At 58.2% G+C, this 12,423-nt stretch carries 21 protein-coding genes and 1 other RNA gene; all 22 read right to left on the reverse strand.

Going from position 1 to position 12,423, the window contains the following annotated elements:
• Positions 1–2: 2 nt before the first annotated feature.
• Complete coding sequence (locus tag B3C1_RS07960) at positions 3–833, reverse strand: hypothetical protein (RefSeq protein WP_008484067.1); 831 nt, start codon at positions 831–833, stop codon at positions 3–5.
• Between the two features lie 122 nt (positions 834–955).
• Positions 956–1,423: a phage virion morphogenesis protein gene (locus tag B3C1_RS19335; RefSeq protein WP_008484068.1), complete on the reverse strand. Its 468-nt coding sequence runs from the start codon at positions 1,421–1,423 to the stop codon at positions 956–958.
• Positions 1,424–1,511: 88 nt separating this feature from the next.
• Positions 1,512–2,702 (reverse strand): PBECR2 nuclease fold domain-containing protein, encoded by a 1,191-nt coding sequence (locus tag B3C1_RS07970; protein ID WP_008484069.1) that lies wholly within the window; start codon positions 2,700–2,702, stop codon positions 1,512–1,514.
• Positions 2,702–4,456, reverse strand: coding sequence for a DUF935 domain-containing protein (locus B3C1_RS07975; RefSeq protein WP_008484070.1), 1,755 nt, complete (start codon positions 4,454–4,456; stop codon positions 2,702–2,704). The genes B3C1_RS07970 and B3C1_RS07975 overlap by 1 nt, the downstream gene beginning before the upstream one ends.
• Entirely contained in the window at positions 4,456–6,108 is a 1,653-nt protein-coding gene (locus B3C1_RS07980; protein ID WP_008484071.1) for a hypothetical protein, read from the reverse strand. Before B3C1_RS07980 ends, B3C1_RS07975 begins: the two co-directional genes overlap by 1 nt.
• Positions 6,095–6,268, reverse strand: coding sequence for a hypothetical protein (locus tag B3C1_RS20140; protein ID WP_156804499.1), 174 nt, complete (start codon positions 6,266–6,268; stop codon positions 6,095–6,097). The genes B3C1_RS07980 and B3C1_RS20140 overlap by 14 nt, the downstream gene beginning before the upstream one ends.
• A complete protein-coding gene (locus B3C1_RS07985; RefSeq protein WP_008484073.1) occupies positions 6,268–6,843 on the reverse strand; it encodes a DUF3486 family protein in 576 nt (191 codons plus the stop codon). Before B3C1_RS07985 ends, B3C1_RS20140 begins: the two co-directional genes overlap by 1 nt.
• A gap of 3 nt (positions 6,844–6,846) precedes the next feature.
• Positions 6,847–7,140: a VpaChn25_0724 family phage protein gene (locus B3C1_RS07990; protein ID WP_008484074.1), complete on the reverse strand. Its 294-nt coding sequence runs from the start codon at positions 7,138–7,140 to the stop codon at positions 6,847–6,849.
• Positions 7,137–7,445 (reverse strand): DUF2730 family protein, encoded by a 309-nt coding sequence (locus B3C1_RS07995; RefSeq protein ID WP_008484075.1) that lies wholly within the window; start codon positions 7,443–7,445, stop codon positions 7,137–7,139. The genes B3C1_RS07990 and B3C1_RS07995 overlap by 4 nt, the downstream gene beginning before the upstream one ends.
• Entirely contained in the window at positions 7,432–7,668 is a 237-nt protein-coding gene (locus tag B3C1_RS08000) for a TraR/DksA family transcriptional regulator (RefSeq protein WP_008484076.1), read from the reverse strand. The genes B3C1_RS07995 and B3C1_RS08000 overlap by 14 nt, the downstream gene beginning before the upstream one ends.
• Positions 7,661–7,909 (reverse strand): hypothetical protein, encoded by a 249-nt coding sequence (locus B3C1_RS08005; RefSeq protein WP_008484077.1) that lies wholly within the window; start codon positions 7,907–7,909, stop codon positions 7,661–7,663. Before B3C1_RS08005 ends, B3C1_RS08000 begins: the two co-directional genes overlap by 8 nt.
• 214 nt (positions 7,910–8,123) lie before the next feature.
• Positions 8,124–8,549 carry a DUF5675 family protein gene (locus B3C1_RS08010; protein WP_035481515.1) on the reverse strand — a complete coding sequence of 142 codons (426 nt, stop codon included), beginning with the start codon at positions 8,547–8,549 and terminating at the stop codon, positions 8,124–8,126.
• Positions 8,550–8,637: 88 nt separating this feature from the next.
• Positions 8,638–9,294, reverse strand: a complete 657-nt coding sequence (locus B3C1_RS19340) for a hypothetical protein (protein ID WP_008484079.1) — start codon at positions 9,292–9,294, stop codon at positions 8,638–8,640.
• Between the two features lie 48 nt (positions 9,295–9,342).
• Positions 9,343–9,756: a Mor transcription activator family protein gene (locus tag B3C1_RS08020; RefSeq protein ID WP_008484080.1), complete on the reverse strand. Its 414-nt coding sequence runs from the start codon at positions 9,754–9,756 to the stop codon at positions 9,343–9,345.
• Positions 9,749–10,228 carry a hypothetical protein gene (locus B3C1_RS08025; protein WP_008484081.1) on the reverse strand — a complete coding sequence of 160 codons (480 nt, stop codon included), beginning with the start codon at positions 10,226–10,228 and terminating at the stop codon, positions 9,749–9,751. Before B3C1_RS08025 ends, B3C1_RS08020 begins: the two co-directional genes overlap by 8 nt.
• Positions 10,225–10,773, reverse strand: a complete 549-nt coding sequence (locus tag B3C1_RS08030; RefSeq protein ID WP_237750982.1) for a gp16 family protein — start codon at positions 10,771–10,773, stop codon at positions 10,225–10,227. The genes B3C1_RS08025 and B3C1_RS08030 overlap by 4 nt, the downstream gene beginning before the upstream one ends.
• Positions 10,774–10,795: 22 nt before the next feature.
• Positions 10,796–11,266 carry a hypothetical protein gene (locus tag B3C1_RS08035; protein ID WP_008484084.1) on the reverse strand — a complete coding sequence of 157 codons (471 nt, stop codon included), beginning with the start codon at positions 11,264–11,266 and terminating at the stop codon, positions 10,796–10,798.
• A complete protein-coding gene (locus tag B3C1_RS08040) occupies positions 11,256–11,588 on the reverse strand; it encodes a hypothetical protein (RefSeq protein ID WP_035481462.1) in 333 nt (110 codons plus the stop codon). The genes B3C1_RS08035 and B3C1_RS08040 overlap by 11 nt, the downstream gene beginning before the upstream one ends.
• Positions 11,585–11,821, reverse strand: coding sequence for a hypothetical protein (locus B3C1_RS08045; protein WP_008484087.1), 237 nt, complete (start codon positions 11,819–11,821; stop codon positions 11,585–11,587). Before B3C1_RS08045 ends, B3C1_RS08040 begins: the two co-directional genes overlap by 4 nt.
• Positions 11,818–12,024, reverse strand: coding sequence for a hypothetical protein (locus tag B3C1_RS08050; protein ID WP_008484088.1), 207 nt, complete (start codon positions 12,022–12,024; stop codon positions 11,818–11,820). Before B3C1_RS08050 ends, B3C1_RS08045 begins: the two co-directional genes overlap by 4 nt.
• Before the next feature lie 7 nt (positions 12,025–12,031).
• An RNA gene (locus B3C1_RS19750) (hammerhead ribozyme type II) lies at positions 12,032–12,096 on the reverse strand.
• On the reverse strand, positions 12,097–12,420 hold the full coding sequence (locus tag B3C1_RS08055; protein WP_008484089.1) for a BrxR family helix-turn-helix transcriptional regulator: 324 nt from the start codon (positions 12,418–12,420) through the stop codon (positions 12,097–12,099).
• Positions 12,421–12,423: the final 3 nt, after the last annotated feature.

Genomic DNA, 12,423 nt, shown 5'->3' on the forward strand with positions numbered 1-12,423 from the left:
TATTATTTTTGAGTGGGTTTTATAGTTTGGATTTTATCAAGGGCGTATGTATTCATGGAGCTGAGAACCGCGACAATACTCTGCCTGGCACTGTTATTTAGCAACCCCGGGGAATGATCGGCATCAAGTCCAAGATTTGATGATGATTCCACCCATCTATCACGTATCCCTTTGAGGATTTGAAAGACCTCAACATCAAGACCTCTAACATGCACTCCCAGCACCATTTGACGACGATAATCAGAGCCATCAGTGATGGTTTGAATGCGCCATACTTTTTGGCAAAGCTCCAGTCCGCTAAAGATAACTTCAGCGCAATAGCGCTCTGCTCCACCGTGTCGATAATATTCAAAAGCCCAATCACATAAAGTCACTAGCCTTACATTGGCATCAACGACTACCTCCATACACTTCTTGTAGGTGTCACAAGGTGATGCACATTTCTCTATTTCTGCGGCGCATTGTTTAATGATGCGCTCTATTTCTTCCAGCCTTTGAGACTTTCTCGCCAGCGCTGCCATTTCACTCTGCGCCTGTGCCGCTTGCTTAAGCTCCTTCCGCGTTTCCACCAGCTCTTGGCGCTGCATATGCAAGGACCAAATCAACAACACAATAGTGAGAAAAGATAGGATTGGGTTGAGAAGACCACCCACATAATCGCCAAAGGTGCCAAAGGCATCGTGCTGAGCATCAATAGGACCGGGAAAGGCTTGACGGTAAAAGTAGATAATGGCCGTCACCGCGAGCACTGCAACCACTACGACCGTTAACGCCAGCCAATAGTCTTTAAGCCACTCGTTAATGCCTTTTCCTTGTTCGACTTCTTCGCTCACGCTGCAACGCTCCATGCTTGACTGTGGTAACGCTGGCATCATACCCGATTTAAACCCGCTTCAAATCGCCCTGTGCGCGTTTAAAGCCCCTTCGCTCATAGCTCGGTAGCCACTGGCGCCTCTTAGGCTCTCTCAGCGTCGCTGAGGTAGTCATTGATAATCGCCATCACCTCGTCTCTGTCGTCGGGGCTGATGCCGATAAAGTGCCTTGCCGGAATGTCACCCCACAGGCTGGGGTACTTGTCCCGCGTGCCGCCGTAATAGAGCATCGCTCCTTGCACTCTATCGGTACCCATTTGCATGGCATCTGCCGTTGCCTGGTATACCAGGTTAAAGAGGTAGCCATTCTCAATGAGCACCTTGTCTTTGTTTTTGGTCTTGCGCTCGTTGGTGACCTTGCTCAGCGGCGTAAAGGCTTTGCCTTCGTCATCGACTCCGGCCACGATGCGGTCTTGGTTGCTGCCCACCAGGTACTCGCCAATAGCAGCCATGGCCGGTTCCAGGTTGTTGCCGCGCTTGGCCAGCTCCTGGAAGAGGTTGGTCGCTTGCTCGAACCCTTGCGGGCTGATGGTGATATGGGTACCGGCCATGTGCTAAGGTTTCCTCAAGTGGTTACGGGTGAGGCCCAGCTCTATACCCGTTAACTGTTGTCCGCAGTGCTGGCGCTGCTGCGAGATCCTATTCCCCACCGTGTACCAAGATCCCCTGGCGCTGCTTGTTGATGTAGTTAAGCTGCTTAACCGGAATAAAGGTCCACGCTTCGAGCATCCCCCTGGCCACCTGCGCCACCAGTAGTTGCCCCTGGTATTTTCCGGCCTTGACCATGCTGATAAAACGCCAGCGCAGTTGTACCTGGCCGGTGCCTTTGTGTTGCTCAAAGGCGGCCCAGACCTCGGCAGGGGTCTGGATAAGCTCCGGCAGTAGGGGCAGCATCGGGGCGCGGGCAATATCGATATGCTCAGCCAAGGTTTCAGCGTTCACGTACACCGGCACTGGTGCTTTGTCGAATACCCGCTCCGCGCCGCCCAATACCTTTTTCGTCAGCGACAGCAGCTCAGCTTTGCTCTGTACCCGGTCAGCCAAGGCGGTGTCTGTCTTGGTCACAGGTAGCCTCTCGGGGCGCCCGGCAGTTTGCCAGTTCCCTGGGGTAAGGCTCTGCCAGGCATCCCCCTTGGCAGCCTGCCACTGGGCCATTGCATCATCCGAAAGCTGGCGCCCAAAGGTGGCTTCGCCGGGCGAGTAGTCAAAACCGGCATCGATACCCTTGGGCACCTTGATCACCTCACCGGTTTTCTTGTTGGTGTAGTCCCAGGTTTCTAGTGCCGGCTCATCGGCCACCGTTAAGCCCCGGCGTTTTACCTGGGCGCTGGTATAGCCGCGCACAAAGCAGGTGCAGCCCCAGCCATTCTGTGGGAAGTGGGTCCGCCACCACGCGCTGGTTTTAGGCAACAGTTTGCCATTCCAGGCGAGGTGGTCAGGGCGCGGGCTCTCGCTGTTGCCGTGGCGGTACTCCCAATAGTCGAAGCTTTGCAGCTGCTGCCAGCGGCCAGCGTTGTAGCTTTGGCGCAGGTTGGTGTCGTAGATGATCCGCGCTCGCCAGTCGGCGTTGCCGGTATGCTCCCAACCGTGTTTGGCCACGATGTCTTTAAACTGGCTTTTAAAGGTGTTTAACGGGGTGCCATCTTCAATTGCGCTGGTCATGGCGCGGCGCAGGTCGGTTAACAGATCGGCTTTTTGCGCACCGGCTACCACAAAGGCGCGGGTGTGCATGGCGCCCCATATGTCATCCCACGCCGCCGTGGGCATATTGAGCTTGCCCTTAAACCAGTCAATGGCCTGCTGGAACTGGACACCGCCGTACTCTGCCATCAGTTGCCCAGCTCCACGTCGTAGCGCCCGGCAAGCTGCGCCGCAGCCATCGCCTGCTGCATGATGCCAGCAAGGGCCGCCGCACCTTGGTCTTTGTATGCCTCTATGAGCGCCCGCTCTACGTCATCCCAGCTTTCGGCCTTGTCGACCAATGCGGCTATAGCGGCCACGTCATCGTCCAGTTGCTGCCCCGCGCTGTTGGCCAGCGTCGCGGTCAACCCGGCCAGTTGGTCTTGCGGCTTTGGCTGGGCTTTGAGGGCGGCAAAGTTCAGCGCTGCCGGATTCAGACCCAACAGGTTGTTGATGGCGGCGTCATCAATGGCGGGGAACCCGGCCTTGATAAGCGCCTTGGCCCGCTGGGTGTCGAGTGTGCCGCTTTGCACCTGCTGGATGATTTCGCTCAAACTGGTGATTTGCGCCCCATTCAGGGCCGTCTGCTGCACTGAGTCGGCCTGGCCTGCCGGTGCGGCCTCTTGCCCAGGCAGGCCGGTTTGCACCATCCCCAGCACTGCCTCGCCGTCTTTGGGTACCGGGATTTTTAGCTTGTCGTTAACCCAGTTGGCCGGGATCTTCGTGCCCATCTGCACCAGAGGCGGTAAGGCTGTGGCAAAGGCGGCCATGTCCTCCGGTTGCTGGGTGTCAAACTCCAGGCGCAGGCGGCGGCGCGGGTTGTGGTAGTCGCCCTTGCCGTTCAGCTCAAGTAGTGGCAACACCAAGTCGCGGGTTAAGGTGCTGGCAATTTGGCGAAGGTCGGCGGCCACCAGCTCTTCGCGCACTTCGTTGTGCACGTTACCCAGGGCGTTGGTGCTGGACTTGCCATCGGCTTGACTGGTTAAGGTGCCGCCCAAAATCGCCTTGGACTGGCTGCGTTCGGCCCAGTCCATCATCGCCATGTAGGGGTCGCTGGCGCCCTTGGCCGCTTCCTGGAACTCGATATCCATACCCTTGGGGATGATGCCACCGGCATTGTGGCCAATGCTCATAATGGCCCGTAGCAGGGTTGATTTTTCAGTGTCGCTGGCGCCAGTGGGGTATTTGCCCAGGCGCAGCGGCAGGCCGTAAATCTCCAGGAACTCGGCCAAGTCCCGCACGCTGTAGTTCTTAAACAGGAACGGCCAGGCCAGCACCCGGATAAGCCCGGCGCGGGCGATGTAGCCGCTCTTGGCTTTATGGCTATGTTGCACCCAGCCCCACTTCCACAGCGGGGCAGACAGGCCACCATCAAGGCGCAGCAGCACCGTGTTGGGGTTGTCTTCGTCAACCGTAAAGCGCCGCGCCGGTATGGTCTCCAGTTTGGCCGGGTAATACAGCTGGCCATCGCGGTCCCAGGTGATCTGGCTGTTGTTCATGCCGCGCAGGATCGCATCGCCCATATCGAGCACGAGGTCTTCAAACTCGGGTAGCGAGTTCAGTACCTCGTTCACCATGTCGGCATCGCGCTGCTCTGCATCGCTGGCATTGGGTGGGGTCTTAATCAACCAGCTTTTACCCAGCAGCGCGTTCTTGCGCTTGGCCAACTCAGCCATCACATGGGCGTCTTTCTCTTCGATGTCGTCGGCCAGGTCTAGCTGGTCCGTCAGGCGGCCTATTTCGGCATCACGCATGATCTCGGCCAACCGTGCAGGGGTCAGGCCGCTGGTGGGGTGCTCTACCCACTCACGGCGCACAAAGCCAACCTGGGCGGTGTCGGTCTGCTGGGTTGTCAGTGCCTGGCTATTGCGGCCCAGGCGGGCCTTGATTTTGTCGATGGCCATTACCAGCCCCCTTTGATTGATACGTAGTCATCACTGGCCTGTGGGCTGGTTTCATCCCACCGGCTGGCTGATGCAGGTAGTGCGGTAAATTCGATGGCGCCCCCGTCCATGTATGAGGCGCGCACGGCCATACAGAGGCCGACGGCAAAGTCGCCATGGCGCTTACCTTTACCCTTGGCTTGCACATCGTCTTTACGGCCTTTGTCGATGCTGGGAATGCCGTTTACCAGCTTGATGTGCTGCACGTCATCAAGCACCGACTGGTGGCGCGGCAGCTCCAGGTTGAAGGCTTCAAACTCGCCTTTAAGCTTGGGCATCCATTCGTGGTACCAGGCTTGGCTAAGGTTTACCTGGTCGACCATTTCAATGCCGTATTTGAGCACCGCCTGCTCGGCGAGATAACCGCCGTTGCCGGTGGCATCGAAGGCCGCGCCCACCAGGCGCGGCAGGCGGTCGCAGATGTAGAACATCACCTGGCGCTGCTGCTCGTAGGTTACGTTGCGCAGCTCAACGGCAAAGGGCACCCGCTTGCGAAGGTCTGGCTTAATGGCGAGCGGCACAAATACGGTTAAGTCGCCACGCCGGGCAAAGTCCTCGCCAAAGCTGTGGCGATGCTCTGGGTTAAGCGCGGCCAATAGCGGCGCCAGGTGCTGCTCGCACCAGTCCCGCACCTCGGCTTCACGCATGGTTGGCGTCCAGCCCATGAAGTCGTCGGGGGCCTCAAAGCGCAGCACCGGCACGGAATGGTCGGCGACCATGGCCGCTTCTATCAGCACCCGGCTGATGTAACTGCCGCCCGACTTGCGGGGCACACAGCCGTACTCTTCGTCGGCGCACTCGGTGTTGGGGGCGTTCTTGTAAAGGTTTTCGCGCCACTTCACCTCGCCCGCCAGGCTCCACTCTTGGCCGGTGACGTAACAGATGCGCTTATAGAGGCCCTGCTCGATGGCGTCGTCCAGGGTGATGCGGTGCACGCTGTAGTCTTTGCGGCCTTCGCGGGCGTCGTTGATGTAGGTGTTAAAGGGGTTATCAACGCCATTGTGGGTGCTGATAAGCCGCACCTTGTTGCCCCACATGGTGAGAGCCAGGGCGGCTTTAAGCAGCTCTTCGAGGCTTTCATGGAATGCGGCCTCATCGATAACCACATCCCCTTGCAGGCCGCGAAGGTTTGACGGGCGAGAGCTGAGCGCCTGGATTTTCCGCCCCGTTTTGGGGAAGCGGATCATGTACGTCAGGATCTCTTCTTTCTTGGCGCTGTCCCAAAAGGTTTGCTCGTACACATCGGCTTCGGCCAGGCTGTTGAATGCCTTGGCAAAGAGCGCGGCAGCGGCGATGTATTCCAACGCCATTTCTTTTTTGCTGCCGACGTAGAAGGTGTTGCAGCCGCCCCGGCGGCGGGGCTTGGCGGCGTTGATCACGTTGCGGCCGGCCTCGGCCCAGGTCAGGCCGGTGCGTCGGCTCTTCTCGGCGATCATCACCTGGGCTTCGTCCTCGAACCAGCGCTGCTGATAAGGCAGAAACACAGGCTCACCACCGGGCTGGGCGTCGACCATCTCCTGGGGCACGTCCACCCCGGCCAGCTCCAACTCCTCGGCGAGATTTATCTTGCGCGGTTCGCTGATGGCGGTGAGGTGAAGCTTATTGGTGGCCATGGCGGCCTCCTATCCAGGCAAAAGACTTGGCCAGCAGGTACAGCGCCCCGCCAAAGAACAGGGCCATGCCCCAGGCCTTGGTGGCCAGGGCGGTGAGCAACAACAAGGCAAAGAGCGTGCCCCAGACGGCGGCCATTACCTGGTGGAAGACTTTGCTCATCAGGCTTTCCCCAACAGGATCTGGCGGATGCGGTCTTCCAGTTGCTCGCTCATGCCGTCCTCACCGCGCAGCTCTTCGCTGACGGCCGCCGCCGCCTCGGCGGCGTAGGCCTGGCGGATCTCTTTCTCGCGCTTGTGGCTTTGCATGGCGGCCGATTCGAGGCGCTGGACGGCCAGCATGGCGTCTTTAATCATGCCCACGTCGGCAACCTCGCCCCCTTCCGACTCGTTTAAAAGCGCCTTAAACAGCTGGCTACGGGCCATTTCAAGAATCAGCTTGGTCACTTCGCCGGTGGGCTTGTTGCCCAGCTCAGCTGTCCAGACCTGGGTGATCTCGCGCATTTCCCGCAAGCTTTTGCCCACCGCCTCCATTTTGCTGGCGTAGCGGTTAAGGCCAGGGCGACTGAGCTGCATGTCTTCTGGCAGCTTTGACTGCTCAATAAGCTCGTTCACCGCCTCCAGGATCTCCACCTGGCTCAAGCGGCCATCGCGCAGCATACCGTCCAGTTCGCGGCGGATATCCTCCGGCAGCAGGTCTACCTTAGAGCGCCGCCCTCGGGTGGTTCTGTCGCTCATGGGTTAGTCTCCGGCGCTGGGGCGCTTAATGCCTGGCACGCGGGCACGGCCCCTCGCGGTGTCTTCGCCGCGCACAGTGAGCCTGGCCACTTGTGAGCGGCCTACCGGCTCCAAACTCAGCATGCCTTGCTCTGCCAGCCAGGCCAGCTGCACCCGCAGGTTGTCGCGGCTGATGTCCAGGCCGTAGGCGTCGAGCCCGTCTTGCAAAATGGACTCGTTCAAATCCATGCCGCTGGCTTCATGCAGCAGGCGTAAGATCACCAGTCGCTGATGCTCTTGCAGCAGTTGGGCCATCATTTGCGGTCACCCCCTTTCAGTTCGTTTTCCAATAACAGATCGCCGATGCGCTCCATGCGTTTAAGTGCCGGGGCAATGCCCTGTATCTGGCCATTAAGGTCGGCAATTTTGATGCTCAGCTCGTGCAGATCGCGCTGGCTTGGCAGGTCTTCGATGCGCCGTTCCAGGCCGTCTACCATTCGGGCCAGGTCGTTCAGCTCCTGCCGCTTGGCAAAGGTCAGTTGCAGCAGGGCCACCACAACGCTTAGCGCCAGGCTGGCCAGGGCGATATACAGCGGCGACCACTCCGGGTTAAGCCATCCCATGGCGGCTCCTTAGCTCGGCTATTTCCTGGCAATCCACACAGCGCGGCGCCGATGGCAGCAGCACCAGCCGCTTGGGTGACACCTGCACGCCACAATCAATGCACCACACCCGGCCTTGAGCGTCTTTGTCCTGTGCGGGCTGGCGTATGGCGGCATGCGCAGACAGCGCCCGTTGGCGCTGCTGCTCTTCAAGCTCGCTGGCGCGGTCAAACAGATCAGGCATTGGGCTTGGTGTCCTTTTCTTTGAGCCACGCGTCTGTCAAACCCTGCACAGCAGCCTGGATCTTGTTGGTGTCGGCCTCCAGGCCGCCTTCAACAAGCTGCACGGCAAAGTCGTCGACCTTGGTTTTGGTACTGGCGGCGTAACGCTCTAGCGCCCACAGCACCATTTTTTTGGTGATAAGGGCCGCGACCACGTTCTTGCCGGCAGCAACAAGCAAATCCAAAAGCACTTTGGGGTTCATGGCTATTTCCTTGGAGGGTTGGGGTGGTGAATGTGCTGGTAAATTTCAACGGGAGAGGGGCTGGACCATCCTCTGTGATACTGGCTCTGCATAGTGCCATCGTGGCTATGCAAGCCAGGTTCCCCGGCGGGCTGCCCGGTGTGGTAGTGGCGCAGCTCGGCGGCCAGGCGGTCTGCCCGGCCTTTAGCAAATGACCACTGCCAGTTGGCGCCCATCATTGCCCCCGGACAACCAGGGTGGCTTCCAAGCCTACGGCGGCCAACACCTTGTCCAAGGTGTTGCGGCTGTTGAGCACCGCCCATTCATTGCTAACCACGCCGAAGCGCTCACCCGGAGCAATGCAGCCCTCAAGTTCGCTGGCCTTGTTGGCAACGTGGATAAGGCAGTGGGTACGTAAACTGGGGCCGTTTACCGTGACCCCAAGCGAGGGGCCCGAGATAGCCAGGCAGATGCCTTTGCTGGGGCTGTTGTGAGGGGCCAGGGTGTAGGTTCCCTCGGGGATACAGCTCTTACCTGGCTGGTTGTTCAGCCAGGGGCATTCAACAGTGACCGCAAGGCGGTTACCGCTGTTGTCGACCAGTTCACCAAAGGTGCCATGCTCAAAATAGCGGCGGCGAAGCGTGAAAGTTTTGGAGGACATAAACAAACTGGGCTCTGTGTGTGAGAGCCCAGTTTGTTAAAGAGGGGGGTAGGAGTGGGATTCAAGTATTTGTTTAAAAAGAGACCGGCTAGAAATGCTTTATAAGCTTGTATTTGATGCTGGTATTTGTAGCTTCGATCACTTCGATTTCTGCGCCTTTGTAACCAATGATCTTGCTGTCTGACAAGTCATAGATGGCATTGCCATTAACGTTACCAGCCTTGCTGCCTGTCTCTCGGTAGGCAACTTTTAGTTGGTTGTTGGCTTTGCCTTCATAAATCAGCGCTTGCTCAGAGCCGCCTGCATTGGGCGCATTCACCACGTCTTTGGTGTACGTCACATCGGCGCAGGGCACCGTGTCTTCTGGCCGATAAATACAGACTTTACCGGTCTGCTTATCGATGCGGAATGATGCCGTTGGGGCTGCCAGATCAAACATGCCAAAGGTGATGTAACGGCCATCAACGGTCATTGCTGAGTAGTAGTTGTATTGGCTGTCTTCGCCAATTTTAGGGTAGCTGCCAGCCAGCAAGGTATAACGGCCTGCTACCTGTTCGTTGTCCAGGTGGATGGCCTCACTTTTGGCAGCAACGCCTTGCTTTAGCATCGCCTGGCCAACCTGTACTGTCTCCACGCTACCCACGGCAGGGAAGCTAAAAGGCTGTTTTACCGGCTGGTAGTTATGTGGGGCAGCAGCACAGCCAGCCAACAATGCGGCGGCAATTATCACCAGGTTCTTTTTCATGGCTTCTCCCTTCGTGTCGTCCTTGAGCATCGCTAATTTACCGTATGACTACAGCAGTTGCATCTGCACCTTGGCCGTCTGTAGTGCTTTTTGTTCGTTGATGATATTAACCAGTTGCGACATGGTGAGCTGATACTTCTCCAGCAGCTCATGCTTATTCCGGCCTGTAAACTCCTGCCAGATACGGATATTACGAAGCGCCTTTTTCAGCCGTTCGTCTCGCGGCAGGTAGAAGGTTCTGCCGCCCATGTAATGGGCCTGGCTGACCACCGCCACCTTAGCCAGACCTTTGGCGTCATCCTCGCTTAAGCCCTCTCGTTTGAAGGCGGCCTCAAACACCTCAACCAGGTTAACCAATGTTTGTGGCCACAGCTTCTTGACGTCGCTGTCGCTCAGTTGGTCCAGGTGCGCCAGAATTTGGTCCAGGTCGGTGCCCATCATGTCCAGTTGTTGCTCAGCCATGCTTGCCTCCGAATCGTGCCATTTGCTCTTGGAAAAGCGCTTCGTTCTGTTCTTTGCTCAGTGAGTGGCTGCCGCGTATCTCCAAGCTTTTATGCTTGCTCTCCGGCGCTACAGCGGTAGAAGCGGTTGGCATGGTATCCAGCACCTTTTTCAGATACTGGTGGTTAGTCAGCGGCTGCCAGCCGTGCTCGCCCCGTTTTTTAAAGAGGCTGGCCACCGTGCTCTCCAGCGCTTCGCGCAGCTGGGTTTCATTGCTGGTTAACGCCATAGCCTCTTGCATCAACCGCAGGGCACGGCTGTTTGAAAGGTCACTCTTTTCCGGGCGAAAAAGGCCGATGTATTGCACCAGCGCCTGGCCAAGCCGTTGTGGCAGTTTGACCACAAAGGCCAGCAGCTCGCGGGCTGCCTCATCACTCACCATGGCATCAAGGTGCAGATTAGATTTGCACACAGGGCAGCGGCTCAGCTTCATTTCGCCTCCTGGTGCTTGCTGTACAGGGCGCACAGGGCCTCATACCACCGCCCGCCGTGGACGGCACGGCCAAGGCGCCGGTAATCACCCAGGGTGATGTAAAGGCGGCTTTGGGCAAATGCCCCCCAATGCGGAGCCAGCGCCTGCTCCATTTCACGGGTGTGCCATTTCTTGAGCGCTTCCAGGGCCTGGGCGGCGCTGTTGGTTTTTAGCCACCCCACATGCGCAACACCCGTCACCTTGGCCACCCACTTGTCGAGCGCTGTTTCTGAGCTGTCACGCACAAAACCTTGCTGGCTCATCGTGATCCAAATAGCCCGAATTTTATCGACCTCAGCCACCTTGCCACTCCCCGCTTTAGGGCTCATTCGACGGTCATTTACAGCCTGTTTAACAGTGGGTTTAAAGCCTCGGGTTTTGAAGTGCTCCAGCACCGCATCAGCCTGTTCAATGGTCAGTTGCTTGCTGGAGGTTTTACCGGAGCAAAGGTTGGCCAGCACCTGCCGGTACAGCTCGTCATCAAGGCCCAACTGGCTGCGGGCCACATGGATCAGGGTGATTTGCTGCTTAGAAGCCATGCTCGCCCCCTGCCAAGGTCTGGCATGCGGCAAAGCCGATGGCCAGGACCTTGAGCCCGTCCAGCTTCTTGAACTGGGTCACCAGTGACTGCGCCGTATTGAAGGTGCAATCCCACCAGACATAAGCGTCATCCAGGTTAGGGAAGTGCTGCTTTACTCGGCGCTTGCCGTAGGCTTTGATGAGTCTGGCCTTCTCCTTTGGGCTGTACACAGCACTGGAGCGCCTGCGCCAGTATCGGCAAATGTCCTCCCTGTAGCCGTCCTTGACACAGGGGTGGCCCCAGCTGACGCAGATCTGACCATCCAAGTAGACTGCCAAGGCCGAACGGCTCTCACTGACCCGCGCACGGTTGATGCTGACCCGAACCTCGCCATGCTGGAACGCCACCATGGCGAAGCTTCCTGCCAATTCCTCCTGAACGGACGCCCATTGCTCCTTTGTAATGCTGTTAGCCGGCATGAGTACCTCCCACGGCGGCCTGGCCCTGGCGCTTAAAGACTTGGGTGTTGAGATATTGGATCTGGGCCTGCTGGCGTTCGCTCAGCTCCTTCTGGGTCGGCTGCCGCCCTTCCCGTACCACTGGGCCTATGGCCAGCACCTTGACCCGCAGTGGCTCCTTCTTGACGACCAACTGGTAGCGGCTTGTGGTGTGCAACAGCCGCAGCACCGTGCTGGCCTGCTTGCTGGACAGGCCAAAAGCCGTCCGTAGCTCGGCAGAGCCGTAGTAGTTGCCGGCCGTCATCAGCAGACGGGCGATGTTTTCGGTCATGCTTGCGTTCACTTTCCCTCCTGTGCCGGCATCACCAGCCAGCGCTTATTGATAACTTTGTTCTTCGGCCCTGGGCGGTCGTGTTGCAGCAGCACATCAGCGAACACCACGGCGCCCAATTGCTTGGCGCCCTTGGCCACGGCTTCGCTCAGGCTTTCGCACTCGCCCAACTCGACCACCACCGGCTTGCCTTTTTTGGCTACCACGTTGGCGGTCATGGTCATGGCTGCTGCAACGTACTTCATTTGGCCAACGCCTCTAGTGCAGCTTTGCCAGCACTCAGCAACGCCAGGCGGCGCTGCTCTTGGCCTGGTTGCCCTTGCAGGCAATGCAGTGCAGCAGTGGCTTTCACCGCTGCATCCATCGGGCTGACTTTGGTCAGGGTGTTGAGGGTCTTGGTGATGTGCTGAACATTGCCCGTCACCAAACCGTGCATTTGTTCGTTCATGGGTTCTCCTCGGCTGCTCATCAGTACCGGACCACCACGCCCGGCAGACGCCCCCGGAGGGGCGTTTCGCGCTTAGTTGAGGTCAATCCCCGTTACGGTTCTGAACGAGTCCAAGTAGTCCTTGGCCATGAGTAACGCCGCACCATCGGAAGCAGGCGATCCCTCCCCACACATCAGCTCTGCCAACTGCGATGGGACAAATGCGTCTGCCTTGATGTAGGCCTTAACCGTTGGGTCGTAGCTGATGTTTCCAGGGTGCTGCTCCCGGTACTGGTTAAAGAGCCTGGTGGCACTGGCCAGATTGATATCGAAGCCTTCGCAGATGTGCCGACGGCGCACCAGCCCATGCCGGAGCAAGCAGGCTTCGATAAGACAAAAGCGGGTTGATTGCTTCATGCT

Origin of the sequence: Gallaecimonas xiamenensis 3-C-1 (genome assembly GCF_000299915.1) — a bacterium.
In the GTDB taxonomy this organism is placed as follows: domain Bacteria; phylum Pseudomonadota; class Gammaproteobacteria; order Enterobacterales; family Gallaecimonadaceae; genus Gallaecimonas; species Gallaecimonas xiamenensis.